The sequence below is a fragment of the Cognatiluteimonas weifangensis genome, from assembly GCF_003416885.1.
Classification (GTDB): Bacteria; Pseudomonadota; Gammaproteobacteria; order Xanthomonadales; family Xanthomonadaceae; genus Cognatiluteimonas; species Cognatiluteimonas weifangensis.
The window spans coordinates 172,617-187,923 of the sequence record NZ_QVPD01000004.1; the positions used below are offsets into that span (position 1 = coordinate 172,617).

At 70.2% G+C, this 15,307-nt stretch carries 14 protein-coding genes and 1 tRNA gene; 11 read left to right on the top strand and 4 right to left on the bottom strand.

The features are described 5' to 3' along the window. Positions 1 to 69: 69 nt before the first annotated feature. The 4 genes from der (at position 70) to D0Y53_RS05540 (ending at position 4,306) form a co-directional block, all read left to right on the top strand. Complete coding sequence (der, locus tag D0Y53_RS05525; protein ID WP_117202210.1) at positions 70 to 1,470, top strand: ribosome biogenesis GTPase Der; 1,401 nt, start codon at positions 70 to 72, stop codon at positions 1,468 to 1,470. A gap of 2 nt (positions 1,471 to 1,472) precedes the next feature. Continuing rightward, positions 1,473 to 2,066 carry a molybdenum cofactor guanylyltransferase gene (gene mobA / locus D0Y53_RS05530; protein ID WP_117202211.1) on the top strand — a complete coding sequence of 198 codons (594 nt, stop codon included), beginning with the start codon at positions 1,473 to 1,475 and terminating at the stop codon, positions 2,064 to 2,066. Positions 2,067 to 2,132: 66 nt separating this feature from the next. Continuing rightward, on the top strand, positions 2,133 to 3,260 hold the full coding sequence (moeB, locus tag D0Y53_RS05535; RefSeq protein WP_117202212.1) for a molybdopterin-synthase adenylyltransferase MoeB: 1,128 nt from the start codon (positions 2,133 to 2,135) through the stop codon (positions 3,258 to 3,260). 47 nt (positions 3,261 to 3,307) lie between these two features. Beyond that, positions 3,308 to 4,306 carry a DUF2272 domain-containing protein gene (locus D0Y53_RS05540; protein ID WP_117202213.1) on the top strand — a complete coding sequence of 333 codons (999 nt, stop codon included), beginning with the start codon at positions 3,308 to 3,310 and terminating at the stop codon, positions 4,304 to 4,306. A gap of 21 nt (positions 4,307 to 4,327) precedes the next feature. Here D0Y53_RS05540 and D0Y53_RS05545 read toward each other — a convergent pair whose 3' ends face one another. Then, positions 4,328 to 4,642 carry a DUF1244 domain-containing protein gene (locus tag D0Y53_RS05545; RefSeq protein WP_117202214.1) on the bottom strand — a complete coding sequence of 105 codons (315 nt, stop codon included), beginning with the start codon at positions 4,640 to 4,642 and terminating at the stop codon, positions 4,328 to 4,330. A gap of 148 nt (positions 4,643 to 4,790) precedes the next feature. Between D0Y53_RS05545 and folD the strand changes: the two genes are divergently transcribed. From folD to orn, 5 genes are all read left to right on the top strand, one after another. Beyond that, a complete protein-coding gene (gene folD, locus D0Y53_RS05550) occupies positions 4,791 to 5,654 on the top strand; it encodes a bifunctional methylenetetrahydrofolate dehydrogenase/methenyltetrahydrofolate cyclohydrolase FolD (RefSeq protein ID WP_117202215.1) in 864 nt (287 codons plus the stop codon). Between the two features lie 140 nt (positions 5,655 to 5,794). After that, on the top strand, positions 5,795 to 7,255 hold the full coding sequence (guaB, locus tag D0Y53_RS05555) for an IMP dehydrogenase (RefSeq protein WP_117202216.1): 1,461 nt from the start codon (positions 5,795 to 5,797) through the stop codon (positions 7,253 to 7,255). Positions 7,256 to 7,342: 87 nt separating this feature from the next. Then, positions 7,343 to 8,926, top strand: coding sequence for a glutamine-hydrolyzing GMP synthase (gene guaA, locus D0Y53_RS05560; protein WP_117202217.1), 1,584 nt, complete (start codon positions 7,343 to 7,345; stop codon positions 8,924 to 8,926). Between the two features lie 147 nt (positions 8,927 to 9,073). Next, positions 9,074 to 9,547, top strand: coding sequence for a tRNA adenosine(34) deaminase TadA (gene tadA / locus D0Y53_RS05565; protein ID WP_117202218.1), 474 nt, complete (start codon positions 9,074 to 9,076; stop codon positions 9,545 to 9,547). Positions 9,548 to 9,612: 65 nt separating this feature from the next. Continuing rightward, positions 9,613 to 10,197 carry an oligoribonuclease gene (gene orn, locus D0Y53_RS05570; RefSeq protein WP_117202219.1) on the top strand — a complete coding sequence of 195 codons (585 nt, stop codon included), beginning with the start codon at positions 9,613 to 9,615 and terminating at the stop codon, positions 10,195 to 10,197. A gap of 3 nt (positions 10,198 to 10,200) precedes the next feature. Here the strand turns inward: orn and D0Y53_RS05575 are convergent, their stop codons facing one another. Both D0Y53_RS05575 and ppsA read right to left on the bottom strand, forming a co-directional pair. Further along, positions 10,201 to 11,121: a mechanosensitive ion channel family protein gene (locus tag D0Y53_RS05575; RefSeq protein WP_233511672.1), complete on the bottom strand. Its 921-nt coding sequence runs from the start codon at positions 11,119 to 11,121 to the stop codon at positions 10,201 to 10,203. A 127-nt stretch (positions 11,122 to 11,248) separates the two neighbouring features. Continuing rightward, positions 11,249 to 13,618, bottom strand: coding sequence for a phosphoenolpyruvate synthase (gene ppsA / locus D0Y53_RS05580; protein WP_117202329.1), 2,370 nt, complete (start codon positions 13,616 to 13,618; stop codon positions 11,249 to 11,251). A gap of 152 nt (positions 13,619 to 13,770) precedes the next feature. On the opposite strand from ppsA, the gene ppsR reads away from it, so the two are divergent. Both ppsR and D0Y53_RS05590 read left to right on the top strand, forming a co-directional pair. Beyond that, a complete protein-coding gene (gene ppsR / locus D0Y53_RS05585; protein ID WP_117202221.1) occupies positions 13,771 to 14,592 on the top strand; it encodes a posphoenolpyruvate synthetase regulatory kinase/phosphorylase PpsR in 822 nt (273 codons plus the stop codon). 119 nt (positions 14,593 to 14,711) lie between these two features. Then, positions 14,712 to 15,203: a DUF1249 domain-containing protein gene (locus D0Y53_RS05590; RefSeq protein ID WP_117202222.1), complete on the top strand. Its 492-nt coding sequence runs from the start codon at positions 14,712 to 14,714 to the stop codon at positions 15,201 to 15,203. A 7-nt stretch (positions 15,204 to 15,210) separates the two neighbouring features. Here D0Y53_RS05590 and D0Y53_RS05595 read toward each other — a convergent pair. Continuing rightward, positions 15,211 to 15,286 (bottom strand) — tRNA-Glu (locus D0Y53_RS05595). Positions 15,287 to 15,307 lie beyond the last annotated feature (21 nt).

Sequence of the window (15,307 nt, forward strand, 5' to 3'; positions counted from 1 at the left end):
CGGGCGAGGTTGTTGCCCGGGGTCGCGCGTTTGATGGATCCCGTCATGCCCGCAACCCCGCCTGCAGCCATGTTGCCCCTGGTCGCCCTGGTCGGTCGCCCCAACGTCGGCAAGTCGACGCTGTTCAACGCGTTGACCCGCACCCGCGACGCCCTGGTGCACGACGCGCCCGGCGTCACCCGCGACCGCAACTACGGCGTGTGCCGCCAGGACCCTGTGCGCCCATTCGTGCTGGTGGACACCGGCGGCATCGCCGGCAGCGAGGAAGGGCTGGCCGGCGCCACCGCACGGCAGTCGCGCGCCGCGGCCGAAGAGGCCGACCTGATCCTGTTCGTGGTCGACGGCCGCGAAGGCGCCTCCGCCCTCGACGACGCGGTCCTGGCCTGGCTGCGCAAGACCGCCAAGCCGGTGTACCTGGTGGTCAACAAGACCGACGGCATCGATGCGCAGGCGGCGCTCGGCGAGTTCGCGCGCTACGGCATCAAGGACATGTTCGGCGTGTCCTCGGCGCACCGCCAGGGCCTGGACGGGTTGCTGGCGCGGGTGCTGCAGGTGCTGCCCGGCGACGGCGATGCGCCGATCCTGGACGAGGATCCCGAGCGCATCCGCATCGCCTTCGTCGGCCGCCCCAACGTCGGCAAGTCGACCCTGGTCAACCGCATCCTCGGCGAGGAGCGGATGATCGCCTCCGACGTGCCCGGCACCACCCGCGACTCGATCGCGGTGGACATCGAGCGCGACGGCCGCAAGTACCGGCTGGTGGATACCGCCGGCCTGCGGCGCAAGTCCAGGGTCGAGGAGGCGGTGGAGAAGTTCTCGATCGTCAAGACCCTGCAGGCGATCGAACACTGCCAGGTCGCGGTGATCCTGCTCGATGCCGGCGAGGGCGTGACCGAGCAGGACGCCGGCGTGCTCGGCGCGGTGCTCGACGCCGGGCGCGCGCTGGTGGTGGCGGTCAACAAGTGGGACGGACAGAGCGACTACCAGCGCCAGCAGACCCAGGCGCTGCTGGCGCGCAAGCTGGCGTTTGTCGACTGGGCCGAGGCGGTGCGCATTTCCGCGCTGCACGGCTCCGGCCTGCGCGAGCTGTTCCGCGCGATCCACCGCGCGCACGCCTCGGCCATGCGCCAGTTCGGCACCGCCGAGGTGACGCGGGCGCTGGAGGCGGCGGTCGAGGCGCATCCGCCGCCGATCGTGCGCGGACACGCGCCCAAGCTGCGCTTCGCCCATCCCGGCGGCGAGAACCCGCCGACCTTCGTGGTCCATGGCAACCGCCTGCGCGCGCTGCCGGACAGCTACCGCCGCTACCTCGAGAATTTCTTCCGCAAGCGCTTCAAGCTGGTCGGCACGCCGGTGCGCTTCGTGTTCAAGGAAGGCGAGAATCCGTACAAGGACAGGAAGAACGTCCTCAGCGAGCGCCAGGTCGCGAAAAAACAGCGCCTGATCCGGCACGTCAAGCGCGGGAAGTGAGCGTGGCCGGCCAGGCGAGCAGCGCATCGCGCGACCTCACCCTGGGCATCCTTGCCGGGGGACGCGGCACGCGGTTGGGCGGTTGCGACAAGGCCTGGCTGACGCGCGAAGGGGTGCCGCAGGTGCTGCGCTGGCAGCGGCGCTTCGCCGACGTGGTCGGCGCCGTACTGGTCAGCGCCAACACCGACCCCGGGCGCTACGCCGCGCATGGTCTGCAGGTGGTCGCCGATCGCGCCCCCGCGGGCGGGCCGCTCGCGGGGCTGGAGGCGCTGGCACAGGCCTGCGCCAGCCCGTGGCTGCTGACGCTGCCGGTGGACCTGGTGGAGGTCGACGCGTGCCTGTTGCCGACGCTGCGTGCCGCGGCCAGTGCCAATGGCGCCTTTGCCGCCGACGACGACGGCCCGCAACCGCTGGTCGCGTTGTGGCGCGTCGCGGCGTTGCGTGCCGCCGCGCCGCGCGCGCTGCAGGCCGGCGCACTGGCCGTGCATGCGCTCCAGGCCGGGCTCGGCATGGCGTGCGCGCGTTGCGCCGGGGTGCGTTTCGGCAATCTCAATACGCCCGACGACCTGCAGGCGGCGGGCGTCACGCCCAGATGAACCGGCTGCCCGTCGCGCCGGGCAGGCGCCTGCTGCCGGCCACGGCAACCGGCGGATAATGGCGGCATGAGCATCCGCGAACTCACGCCCGCGCAGGCCCTGGCCCGGTTGCAGGCCGGAGCCGTGCTGATCGACGTGCGTGCCGAGCACGAATGCGCCCTGGGCATGGCGCGAGGTGCCCGCAGCATCGTCCGCGAGGCGCTGGAGGCCACGCCGGCACGGCACCTGCCCGACCCGGACGCCGAGGTCCTGCTGATCTGCCAGAGTGGGCGCCGCTCGCAGCTGGCGGCGCAGGCGCTCGCAGCCCGCGGCTACCGCAACGTGGCCTCGGTCGCCGGTGGCACCGACGCCTGGGCGTCGGCCGCGCTGCCGATGCTGCGGCCGGACATCGATGCCGACTTCGGCGAGCGTTACTCGCGCCACCTGCGCCTGCCGGAAATCGGCCTTGCCGGGCAACGGCGATTGCAGGCCGCGCGCGTGCTGCTGCTCGGTGCCGGCGGCCTGGGTTCGCCGGCCGCGTACTACCTGGCCGCCGCAGGCGTCGGCGCGCTGCGCATCGCCGACGACGACGTGGTCGAGCGCAGCAACCTGCAGCGGCAGATCCTGCATACCGAGGCGCGCATCGGCGTGGCCAAGGTCGCTTCCGCCGCGACCGCGCTGTCGGCGCTGAATCCCGAAATCCGGATCGAGCCGCTCGCCGAACGCGTCGACAGCGCCAACGTCGAGCGCATGCTCGAGGGCGTGGACGTGGTCGTCGACGGCGCCGACAACTTCCCGGTGCGTTACCTGCTCAACGACGCCTGCGTGAAGCTGGGAAAACCGCTGGTCTATGGCGCGGTGCACCGCTTCGAAGGGCAGGTGAGCGTGTTCGACGCCGGTCGCCGGCGCGGCCAGGCGCCGTGCTATCGCTGCCTGTTCCCGGAACCACCACCGCCGGACGCCGCGCCCAACTGCAGCGAGGCCGGCGTGCTGGGCGTGCTGCCGGGGGTGATCGGCATGCTGCAGGCGACCGAGGCGCTGAAGCTGCTGCTGGACCTGGGCGAACCGCTGGCCGGGCGCCTGCTGCATTTCGACGCGCTGGCGATGCGGTTCCGCGAAACCCGCCTGGCGCCGGATCCGGCTTGTCCGGTGTGCGCGGCCGGGACGCCGTTCCCCGGCTATATTGACTACGCGAGGTTCTGCTCCGGTCATTAGCCGCGCCCGGCGCCCGTCGCGCGCGGGTTGCTCCGCAAGGGGATCCGATGGCGTTCGCCCGTCCGCATCGCTCCATCCCGGCGCTGTTGCTGCTGGCCGCGCTGGCCCTCGCTGCGGGCGACGCCGCGGCCGCCGGCGACTGCGGATCGTCGCAGCCGGCGCCCGCGGACAGTCTGGCCGCGCGCATCGCCGCGATCGCCTGCCGCGAGAACGCACTCTGGCACAGCCCCTTCATCGATGGCCGCGGGCGCCTGGCCAGCATGACCGTGGCCGAAGCCGAGACCGCCCGCCTGCGCGACGGCGTGACGCCGGCCTGGAAGCGGGTCGTCGACTACTGGCGCGGCAGCGGCCTGTTGTGGGGCATGCGCGGCGCCGCCGGCGCGGCCACGTGCGGCTACGCCACCGACGCAGGCGATTCGTCGCCGGCGTGCCGCGCGTTCCTGGTCGACAAGCCGTGGTCGGCGGCGTTCGTCTCCTACGTGCTGCTGCAGGCGGGGGTGCCGGGATTCCGTCCCTCGGCCAGCCACATCGATTACGTCCGCGACGCCTACCGGCGTCCCGACCGCAGCCCCTACACGCTGGTCGATCCGGTTGCGGCCATCCCGGCGCCCGGCGACCTGCTGTGCTATGTGCGCGGCAGTACCGCAGTCGTCGACCATGCCGGGTTGCTGGCGTTCCTGGCGGATAACGCCGACGCCGGACTGGCCATGCACTGCGACATCGCCGTGGCCATCAGTCCGGCACCCGACCGCCTGTATCTGGTCGGCGGCAACGTCCTGCAGGGCGTCACCTTGCGCATGCTGCCGCTCAACCGCCGCGGCCGGTTCTGGTCGTTGCCGCAGGGCACGCCCGTGGGCTGCGCGCCGGACAATGAAGACGCCTGCAGTTTCAACCGCCAGAACTGGGTGGCGCTGCTCAAGCTCAAGCCGCTGTCGCCATTACCGGCCGTGCGGCTGCCGCTGCCGCCAGCGCCCGTGTCGCCGGGACAATGCTGCGTCCACTGCGTGCTCGGCGCCGGTATCCCGCGCTGTCCGCGCACGCCCTAGTGCGCGGCGCCCGCATCGCGTTCACCGGGCGTCGCGCCCGCGTTGCGCTGCCGCCAACGCCGCCAGCTGCTCGGCCGTGGCCTCGCGCTGGTGCCGGGCTTTCCACTGCGCAGCCGGTTCGCCGTAGACCGCCGCGCGCGCCTCGTCGCGGGTCATGGCGATGCCACGGGCCTGCGCCGCTTCCCGGTACCAGTCGGCCAGGCAATTGCGGCAGAAGCCGGCGAGCGCCATCAGCTCGATGTTCTGCACTTCCGGGTGGTCGCGCATCAGATGCTGCAGCAGACGCCGGAATACGGCGGCCTCGATCTGGGTTGTTTCGTGGTCGGACTCGGTCATGGCGGCGGCCCTGCGCGCGGATGGGGGATAATTGCCGGGCCCGGGCAGCTGTCGGGCAACCGGCGCCACAGCCTAGCGCCGATTGCCGCGCCTGGCGCGGCGCTCCTGCCGCATCGCCGGCCCTGACCGCACACCACAAGAACGGACCATGACCGCACGCATCCTCGACGGCAAGCGCATCGCCGAAGACCTGCTGGACTCGCTCAAGCTGCGGGTCGACGCCCGCCTGGCCGCCGGCCGCTCCCGTCCCGGGCTGGCGGTGGTGCTGGTGGGCAACGATCCGGCCTCGGCGGTGTACGTGCGCAACAAGCGCCGTGCGGCGGAGAAGGTCGGCATCCGCGCCTTCGACTTCGATCTGCCCGCGGACACCGACGACGCGGAACTGCTGGCGCTGATCGATCGACTGAACGCCGACCCGCAGGTCCACGGCATCCTGGTGCAGTTGCCGCTGCCCGATCGCCGCGATCCTGCCGCGCTGATCCATCGCGTGGATCCGCGCAAGGACGTCGACGGCTTCCATCCCGAGAATGTCGGCCACCTGGCGTTGCGCCAGTTTGGCCTGCGCCCGTGTACCCCGCGCGGCATCACCACGCTGCTGGCGTATACCGACCGCCCGGTGCGCGGGCAGAGCGCCACCATCGTCGGCGTCAGCAACCACGTCGGCCGGCCGATGGCGCTGGAACTGCTGATCGCCGGCTGCACCACCACCTGCTGCCACAAGTTCACCCCGCCCGCGGTGCTGGAAGCGTCCGTGCGCGGCGCCGACATCCTGGTGGTGGCGGTCGGGCGCCCGGCGCTGATTCCGGGCGAATGGGTCAAGCCGGGCGCGGTGGTGATCGACGTCGGCATCAACCGCCTGGACGACGGCCGCCTGGTCGGCGATGTCGGCTTCGCCGCGGCGGCGCAGCGGGCCAGCTGGATCACGCCGGTCCCGGGCGGGGTGGGGCCGATGACCGTGGCCACGCTGATGCAGAACACCCTGGAAGCCGCGGAAGCCGCGGATCCGGCGTAAGCGCGGCCGCGCGGGTGGCGCGCCCGTGCAAGCCCGCACGGCCGGGCCAGCCCGCGCACGAGCGCGCGCCGCAAACGGGCGCCAAGCGAATGGCGCCCTTGCGCGCTACAATGACGCGCTTCATCCACTCCGGACCGGCCATGCTCCGCATCCAGGCTGAAGCGCTCACCTTCGACGACGTCTCCCTCGTCCCCGCGCACTCCACGGTCCTGCCCCGGGACGTCTCGCTGGCCACGCGCCTGACCCGCAACCTGCGCCTGAACCTGCCGATCGTGTCTGCGGCCATGGACACCGTGACCGAGGCGCGCCTGGCGATCGCCATGGCCCAGCTCGGCGGCATCGGCATCATCCACAAGAACATGCCGCTGGAGCGCCAGGCCGCGGAAGTCGCGCGGGTCAAGAGCTTCGAGGCCGGGGTGATCAAGGACCCGTTCACCGTCGGCCCCGAGACCACCATCGGCGAGGTGCTCAAGCTCACCCGCGCGCGCAACATCTCCGGGGTGCCGGTGGTCGACAGCGACGGCCATCTGGTCGGCCTGGTCACCGGCCGCGACATGCGCTTCGAGAAGAAGCTCGACGATCCGGTGCGCCACATCATGACCAAGCGCGACAAGCTGGTCACGGTGAAGGAGGGCGCCTCCGACGACGAGGTGCTCGGCCTGCTGCACAAGCACCGGATCGAGAAGGTGCTGGTGGTCAACGACGGTTTCGAGCTGCGCGGGCTGATCACGGTCAAGGACATCCAGAAGAAGCAGGACAACCCCAACGCCGCCTACGACAGCCACGAGCGCCTGCTGGTCGGCGCCGCGGTCGGGGTCGGCGGCGACACCGAGCGCCGCATCGAGGCGCTGGTCGCCGCGGGCGTGGACGTGGTCATCGTCGACACCGCGCACGGGCACTCGCAGGGCGTGATCGAGCGCGTCGCCTGGACCAAGCAGCGCTTCCCGCAACTGCAGGTGGTCGGCGGCAACATCGTCACCGGCGATGCCGCATTGGCGCTGATGGATGCCGGCGCGGACGCGGTCAAGGTCGGCGTCGGCCCGGGTTCGATCTGCACCACCCGGATCGTGGCCGGGGTCGGCGTGCCGCAGATCACCGCGGTGTCGATGGTGGCCGAGGCGCTGGCCGACCGCATCCCGCTGATCGCCGACGGCGGCATCCGTTACTCCGGCGACATCGGCAAGGCGATCGTCGCCGGCGCCTCCGCGGTGATGGTCGGCGGCCTGTTCGCCGGCACCGAGGAATCACCGGGCGAGAGCGAGCTGTTCCAGGGCCGCAGCTACAAGAGCTATCGCGGCATGGGCTCGCTGGCGGCGATGGAGAAGGGCAGCAAGGACCGCTATTTCCAGGAAGCCTCCGACCCGGACAAGCTGGTGCCCGAGGGCATCGAGGGCCGGGTGCCGTACCGCGGCCCGCTGGGTGGCGTAGTCCATCAGCTCGCGGGCGGCTTGCGCGCGGCGATGGGGTACGTCGGCTGCGCGACCATCGAGGAGATGCGCCGCAAGCCTTCTTTCGTCAAGGTCACCACGGCCGGCACCCGCGAAAGCCACGTCCACGACGTGCAGATCACCAAGGAACCGCCCAACTACCGGATGAGCTGACGCCGGCGCGGGGCCGGGGATTCGCGCCCCGGGCTCCAGCGTCCGCCGCAGCCGCTTCCGATCCCGCCCCAGCCCGACTCCGGCCCCATGACCGACCCGCAGCGCGACGACATCCATTCCGACAAGATCCTGGTCCTCGACTTCGGTGCGCAGTACACGCAGCTGATCGCGCGCCGCATCCGCGAGCTGGGCGTGTACTGCGAGATCTGGGCCTGGGACCACGATCCGGCGCAGATCGCCGGCTTCGGCGCCAAGGGCATCATCCTGTCCGGCGGCCCGGAATCCACCACCGTCGCCGGCGCGCCGCGCGCGCCGCAGCAGGTGTTCGACGCCGGGGTGCCGATCCTGGGCATCTGCTACGGCATGCAGACCCTGGCCGCGCAGCTGGGCGGCGCCACCGCGGCCGCCGACCAGCGCGAATTCGGCCACGCCCAGGTGGAGCTGGTGGCGCCGGACGCGCTGCTGGACGGGTTGCAGGACCGGCCGGGCTCGCCGCCGCGGCTGGACGTGTGGATGAGCCACGGCGACCACGTCGCGGTCGCGCCGCCCGGCTTCACCGTCACCGCGCGCACCGAGCGCATCCCGGTGGCGGCGATGGCCAACGAGGCCAGGCGCTGGTACGGCGTGCAGTTCCATCCCGAGGTGACGCATACCAAATCGGGGCAGGCGCTGCTGCGCCGCTTCGTGGTCGACATCTGCGGCTGCGCCACGTTGTGGACGCCCGAGCACATCATCGAGGACCAGATCGCGCGTGTGCGCGCGAAGGTCGGCAGCGACGAGGTGATCCTCGGCCTGTCCGGCGGGGTGGATTCCTCGGTGGTCGCCGCGCTGCTGCACAAGGCGATCGGCGAGCAGCTGACCTGCGTGTTCGTCGACACCGGCCTGCTGCGCTTCAACGAGGGTGACCAGGTGATGGCGACTTTCGCCGAGCACCTGGGCGTGAAGGTGATCCGCGTCGACGCCGCCGAGCGCTACTTCAAGGCGCTGGCAGGCGTCACCGATCCGGAAGCCAAGCGCAAGGTCATCGGCAACCTGTTCGTCGAGATCTTCGACGAGGAGGCCGGCAAGCTCGCCAACGCCCGCTGGCTGGCACAGGGCACCATCTATCCCGACGTGATCGAGTCGGCCGGCAGCCGCACCGGCAAGGCCCACGTGATCAAGAGCCACCACAACGTCGGCGGCCTGCCCGAGCACATGAAGCTCGGGCTGGTGGAGCCGCTGCGCGAGCTGTTCAAGGACGAGGTCCGGCGGCTGGGCGTGGAACTGGGGCTGCCGCGCGAGATGGTCTACCGGCATCCGTTCCCGGGCCCGGGCCTGGGCGTGCGCATCCTCGGCGAGGTGCGGCCGGAATATGCGGATCTGCTGGCCAGGGCGGACCATGTCTTCATTGAGGAATTGCGCGCCGCTGGACTGTACGACCAGGTCAGCCAGGCGTTCGCGGTGTTCCTGCCGGTGAAATCGGTCGGAGTGGTCGGCGACGCGCGCGCCTACGAATGGGTGATCGCATTGCGTGCGGTGGAAACCGTCGATTTCATGACCGCGCACTGGGCGCAGTTGCCGTACGAGTTTCTCGGCAAGGTTTCAAATAGAATAATCAATGAATTGCGTGGTATTTCTCGCGTTGTTTATGACATCAGTGGCAAGCCCCCCGCGACCATCGAATGGGAGTAGGCGGCCTGTCTGCTTGCGGGCCTCGGCCTGCAGCGCGCTGCCGAGCGGCCGTGGCGGCCGGGCGCTCCGAAGCCGAAGTCATGACGCATGGATGGCGGCAATGAGATCGGACCAAGCCTGGGAGCGCGCGTGACGGATCCTGATTCGATGGCGACCGACGACGCACGCTGGATGCGGCATGCGCTCGCGCTCGCGCAGCGCGCCGAGCACGAGGACGACGAGATTCCGGTCGGCGCCGTGCTGGTCTCGGCCGACGGCGAGGTCCTGGGCGAAGGCTGGAACCGCAACATCACCGAGCACGACCCGACCGCGCACGCCGAGATCGTCGCCTTGCGCCAGGCCGGCCGGCGCCTGGGCAACCACCGGCTGCTCGGCGCCACGCTGTACGTGACCCTGGAACCCTGCGCGATGTGCGCGATGGCGATGGTCCATGCGCGCATCGCGCGCCTGGTCTACGGCGCCGCCGACCCCAAGACCGGCGCCGCCGGCAGCGTGTTCGACCTGCTCGCCGACCCGCGCCACAACCACCGCATGGCGGTGCAGGGCGGGGTGCTGGCCGGGGAAGCCGGTGCCCGTCTGCGCGACTACTTCCGCCGCAAGCGCGGCAAGCCGCCGCTTTGAGCCGCGGTAGCCGCGCATGGAGGCGGCGGTATGATGCCGGGACCCTGGACACCGACCGCGAGCGCATGGCCCACAGCCCGAACGGAAACAGCGAAGGACGCCTGATCTGGATCGACCTGGAGATGACCGGGCTCGACACCGATCGCGATTCGATCCTGGAAATCGCCACCGTGGTCACCGATTCCCAGCTCAACGTGCTGGCCGAAGGCCCGGAACTGGCGATCGCGCATCCACTGTCGGCACTGGAGGCGATGGACGACTGGAATCGCCGCCAGCACGCCAAGACCGGACTGTGGCGACGGGTGCTGGAGGAGGGCGTGTCGATGGCCGAAGCCGAGGCCCGCACGCTGGCGTTCCTGGCGCAGTGGGTGCCGGCCAACGCCTCGCCGATGTGCGGCAACTCGATCTGCCAGGACCGCCGCTTCCTGCACCGGCAGATGCCGATGCTGGAACGGTATTTCCACTACCGCAATCTCGACGTCAGCACGCTCAAGGAACTGGCGCGGCGCTGGGCCCCGCAGGTCCTGGCCGAAGTCAGCAAGGAGGCTGCGCACACCGCGCTGAGCGACGTCCACGATTCGATCGCCGAGCTGCGCCACTACCGGCAGCCGATGGGCGTGTTCGGCGGCCTGCCGCAGGGCGGCGCCTGACGGTCATTCCGCGTCGGCAGCGGGCCGTAGTCCGGGGTTGCCGGACGCGCCGGCCATGCGGCCGCTTTCCCCCGATTGCGGCGCGGGCGCGTCGGCATCGCCGGCGGGACGCGGGAACAGGTGCACGTCGCGCTGCGGGAACGGGATGCTGATGCCGGCCGCGTCGAAAGCCTGCTTGATGCGTTCGGTCAGTTCGCACCGGGCGGCGAAATGGTCGTCGTTGCGCACGTGGCAGCGGATGCCGAGGTTCACGCTGCTGTCGGCCAACGCGTACACCAGCACGTCCGGGGCCGGGTCGGCGAGCACCCGCGGGTCGGCGTGCATGACCGCCAATGCCGCAGTCCGCGCGGCGCCGATGTCGTCCTGGTAGCCGATGCCGACGACCAGCTCGATCCGGCGCATCGTGTCCGGCGTCAGGTTGATGATCGCGTCGGCCGTGATCAGGCTGTTGGGCAGGACGATGGTCTGATTGTCGCCGCCGCGCAGACGGGTCTGGAAGATGCTGACCTGTTCGACCTTGCCGGTTTCCCCGGCGATGGTGACCACGTCGCCGACTCGGAACGGCTTCAGCGACACCAGCATCACCCCCGAGGCGATGTTGGACAGCGAATCCTTCAGCGCCAGGCCGATGGCGAGACCGGCGGCGCCGAGCACCGCGATCATCGAGGTCATCGGGATGCCGATCACCTGCAACGCCGCCAGCACCAGCACCACCAGCAGGATCACGTAGGCGACCTTCTGCAGGAACAGTGCCGAGGTGGGTTCGACCTCGGCCCGCGTCAGCGCACGCTGGATGACCTGCGCGATCCAGATGGCGACGCGGCGCCCGATCACGAAGATCAGCAGGGCGATCGCCAGTTTCGTGCCCCAGGTCAGCAGGACGCCCTTGAAGGGAAGCTGTTCCAGGAAAGCGGTCAGGTCCATGTCGAGTCCTCCACGGGGCGCCATGGCGGCATCCTGCGGCGCCCGCGTCCCGGGTCAGCGGCGGAGATGGCCGCGGGAACAGGCGCGCGAGAGTGTCCGCCTGCCAGCGGCATGGCCACCTCCGGAGTCAACCGGCCTTCGCCTTGGCCAGTCGCAGCCAGGTGTCCACGACGGTGTCCGGATTCAGCGACACCGACTCGATCCCCTGTTCCATCAGCCACTGCGCCAGGTCCGGATGGTCGCTGGGACCCTGGCCGCAGATGCCGACGTACTTGCCGCGCGCGCGCGCGGTGGAGATCGCCATCGACAGCAGCTTCTTGACCGCCGGGTCGCGTTCGTCGAACAGCCCGGCGACGATCGCCGAATCGCGGTCCAGGCCCAGGGTGAGCTGGGTCAGGTCGTTGGAGCCGATCGAGAAGCCGTCGAAGATGTCGAGGAACTCGTCGGCCAGCAAGGCGTTGGACGGCACCTCGCACATCATGATGATCTTCAGCCCGCCTTCGCCCTGGCGCAGGCCGTTCTCGGCCAGTACCTCGATCACCCTGCGACCCTCGCCGAGCGTGCGCACGAACGGGATCATCACCCACAGGTTGTCCAGGCCCATCTCGTTGCGGACCTTGAGCACCGCGCGGCATTCCAGCGCGAAGGCGTCCTTGAACGAGGGATCGACGTAGCGGCTGGCGCCGCGGAAGCCGATCATCGGGTTCTCCTCGTGCGGCTCGTACTTTGCACCGCCGAGCAGGTTGGCGTATTCGTTGGACTTGAAGTCCGACAGCCGCACGATCACCGGTTTGGGCGCGACCGAGGCGGTGATGGTGGCGATGCCTTCGGCCAAGCGGTCGACGTAGAAATCGACGGGACTGGCGTAACCGGCGATCTTCGCGTCGATCTTCGCCTTGGTCGCCGCGTCCTGGGTGTCGTATTCCAGCAGCGCCTTGGGGTGCACGCCGATGTGGCTGGCGATGATCATCTCCAGCCGCGCCAGGCCGATGCCGGCGTTGGGCAGCATGCCGAAATCGAAGGCGCGGTCGGGGTTGGCCACGTTCATCATGATCTTCAGCGGCGCCGGCGGCATGTTGCCCAGGTCGGTGGTGGCGCGTTCGAAGGGCAGGGCGCCGGCGTAGATGAAGCCGGTGTCGCCCTCGGCGCAGCTGACCGTGACCGTGGCGCCGTCGGCGATCGTGTCCAGGGCATCCCCGGTACCGACCACTGCCGGCACGCCGAGCTCGCGGGCGATGATCGCGGCGTGGCAGGTGCGGCCGCCGCGGTTGGTCACGATCGCCGAAGCCCGCTTCATCACCGGTTCCCAGTCCGGATCGGTCATGTCGGCCACCAGCACGTCGCCCGGCTGCACGCGATTCATGTCCTCCAGCGAGCGCACCACGCGCGCCGTGCCGCTGCCGATCTTCTGGCCGATGGCACGGCCCTGGGCGAGCACCTCGCCGCGCTGCTGCAGCGTGTAGCGCTCGATCTGGGTGGCGTGGCCGCGCGACTTCACCGTTTCCGGGCGCGCCTGCAGGATGTAGAGCTTGCCGGTGATGCCGTCCTTGCCCCACTCGATGTCCATGGGGCGGCCGTAATGTTCCTCGATCACCAGCGCCTGCTTCGCCAGCTCGTGCACGTCGGCGTCGCCGATCGAGAAACGGGCACGCGCATCGGCCGGAGTTTCCTCGGTGCGCACGCGCTCCCCGGGCCGGTCCGAATACACCATCCGCATCTGCTTGGCGCCCAGCGAGCGGCGCAGGATCGCCGACTTGCCCTGGCGCAGGGTCGGCTTGTAGACGTAGAACTCGTCGGGGTTGACCGCGCCCTGCACGACCATCTCGCCCAGGCCGTAGCTGGCGGTGATGAACACCACGTCGCGGAAGCCGGACTCGGTGTCCAGGGTGAACAGCACGCCGGAGGCGCCGGCGTCCGAACGCACCATCAGCTGCACCCCGGCGGACAGGAACACGTCCTCGTGCTTGAAGCCGTGGTGCACGCGGTAGGCGATGGCGCGGTCGTTGTAGAGGCTGGCGAAGACTTCCTTCACCTTGTGCACCACGTCGTCGGCGCCGGTGACGTTGAGGAAGGTCTCCTGCTGGCCGGCGAAGCTGGCGTCCGGCAGGTCCTCGGCGGTGGCCGAGGAGCGCACCGCCACGGCGACCTCGCCGCCACCGTTGTCGGCGCACAACTTTGCGTAGGCCACGCGGATCTCGCGGTCCAGTTCCGGCTGCAGCGGGGCGTCGATGACCCAGCCGCGGATTTCGGCGCCGGCCGCGGTCAATGCCGGGACGTCCTCGACATCGAGGCTGCCAAGCCGGTCGTAGATCCGCTGGTGCAGGGTGTTGTGGGCGATGAAGGCCTTGAACGCGTCGGCGGTGGTGGCGAAGCCGCCGGGTACCGAGACCCCCAACCCGGAGAGCTCGCCGATCATCTCGCCGAGCGAGGAATTCTTGCCGCCCACCTGGGCGAGGTCGGTCAGGCGCAGGTCGTGCAGCCACAGGACATTGCTGATCGAAGCGGGAACGCTCAAGGCGGAACTCCAGGGGGTCGAATCCAGGGGGGGCGAAGCGGGATTTGCGGGGGAAGGCCGGACAATTGCCCGGTCCAGCGGCTATTTTAGCAACCCGATCCGCCGCGGCGCTCGCCGCCCGCCCTGGAGCCCCCATGTCCAACCTGCGCCCGGTGTTCTACGTCTCCGACGGCACCGGCATCACCGCCGAGACCATCGGCCACAGCCTGCTGACCCAGTTCGCCAACATCCGCTTCGTCACCGACCGTATCCCGTTCGTGGACACGCTGGAGAAGGCGCAGGTCGCGGCCATGGAAATCCGCCGCGCCGGCGAGCAGTCCGGCTACCGCCCGGTGGTGGTGAATTCCTGCGTCGATCCGGCGCTCAACGCCGTGCTGGCCGAAAGCGGCGCGCTGATGCTGGACGTGTTCGCGCCGTTCATCGAGCCGCTGGAGCGCGAGCTGGGCATGCAGCGCCAGTCGCAGGTCGGACGTGCCCACGGCATGGTCGATTTCGACAGCTATCACCGCCGCATCAACGCCATGAACTACGCGCTGGCGCACGACGACGGGGTCAGCATGGACTACAGCGAGGCCGACGTGATCCTGGTCGGGGTGTCGCGCGCCGGCAAGACCCCGACCTGCGTCTACCTGGCGCTGCATCACGGCGTGCGCGCGGCCAACTATCCGCTGACCGAGGAGGACCTGGATTCCGACCGCCTGCCGGCCAAGCTGCGGCCGTATCGCAGCAAGCTGTTCGGCCTCACCATCGACCCGGTGCGGCTGCAGCAGATCCGCCAGGAGCGGCGCCCCAATTCGCGCTATGCGCAGCTGGATACCTGCAAGCACGAGGTGGTCGCGGCCGAGGCGCTGCTGCGCGCCGAAGGCATCCAGATGCTGAGCACCACGCACGCCTCGATCGAGGAAATCGCCAGCCGCATCCTGGAAGTGCTGGGGCTCGGCCGGGAGATGTTCTGAGCCGCGTTGCGGCCGCGATTGCGGCGCGAAAATCGACTCCACGCAGATCGCCACCGTAGGCCGGCACGCGCGATCCGTCAATGCTGCCGGGGCCGGATTTTCGCGTGTAGGATCGGGCCATGGCTCCGGTGCTTTCCCGCGTTGCGCGCATCCCCACGATCGGCCGTTTCGGCTGGCTGATGGGGCTGTATGCGGAGAACCACGACCTGCTGGTGCGCCTGTTCGAGCCGGGCGATCTGGCGCCGGGACATTATTTCTCGCGGATCGGCGACGGCCTCGACCTGCGCCTGGACGTGCTCGCGCAGCACGCCTACACCAGCGAGCTGCGCCTGACCTACGCATTGCGCGACCCGGTCACCGGCGAACCGGACCCGTCCGCCTACCTGCGCCTGTACCGCGACGCGCGCCAGGTCGAGGCGACCCACTGCTACGTCGGCCGCCGCTGGCAGGATGTGCTCGGCATGTTCCCGCCGCCGGCGCGGGTGCTGGACCACCGCCTGCGCATGAACACCTTCCTCGGCAAATGGCTGCGCTATCTGGCCGAAGGCGGCCACGGCGTGGCCACCCTGCAAAAAGCGACGGGCCCGACCTTGGTCGAGCCCGTTGCCTGATTGCGGATGGCGTCCCCACGGGGATTCGAACCCCGGTGTCCACCGTGAAAGGGTGGTGTCCTAGGCCTCTAGACGATGGGGACGGATTCCGGTGACGCGGTCCG

Bases quoted from the DNA above. Each gene is read 5' to 3' on its own strand.
- der (WP_117202210.1), top strand. From the start codon at position 70: ATGTTGCCCCTGGTCGCCCTGGTCGGTCGCCCCAACGTCGGCAAGTCG.
- moeB (WP_117202212.1), top strand. From the start codon at position 2,133: ATGAGCATCCGCGAACTCACGCCCGCGCAGGCCCTGGCCCGGTTGCAG.
- D0Y53_RS05540 (WP_117202213.1), top strand. From the start codon at position 3,308: ATGGCGTTCGCCCGTCCGCATCGCTCCATCCCGGCGCTGTTGCTGCTG.
- D0Y53_RS05545 (WP_117202214.1), bottom strand. From the start codon at position 4,642: ATGACCGAGTCCGACCACGAAACAACCCAGATCGAGGCCGCCGTATTC.
- folD (WP_117202215.1), top strand. From the start codon at position 4,791: ATGACCGCACGCATCCTCGACGGCAAGCGCATCGCCGAAGACCTGCTG.
- guaB (WP_117202216.1), top strand. From the start codon at position 5,795: ATGCTCCGCATCCAGGCTGAAGCGCTCACCTTCGACGACGTCTCCCTC.
- guaA (WP_117202217.1), top strand. From the start codon at position 7,343: ATGACCGACCCGCAGCGCGACGACATCCATTCCGACAAGATCCTGGTC.
- tadA (WP_117202218.1), top strand. From the start codon at position 9,074: ATGGCGACCGACGACGCACGCTGGATGCGGCATGCGCTCGCGCTCGCG.
- orn (WP_117202219.1), top strand. From the start codon at position 9,613: ATGGCCCACAGCCCGAACGGAAACAGCGAAGGACGCCTGATCTGGATC.
- D0Y53_RS05575 (WP_233511672.1), bottom strand. From the start codon at position 11,121: ATGGACCTGACCGCTTTCCTGGAACAGCTTCCCTTCAAGGGCGTCCTG.
- ppsR (WP_117202221.1), top strand. From the start codon at position 13,771: ATGTCCAACCTGCGCCCGGTGTTCTACGTCTCCGACGGCACCGGCATC.
- D0Y53_RS05590 (WP_117202222.1), top strand. From the start codon at position 14,712: ATGGCTCCGGTGCTTTCCCGCGTTGCGCGCATCCCCACGATCGGCCGT.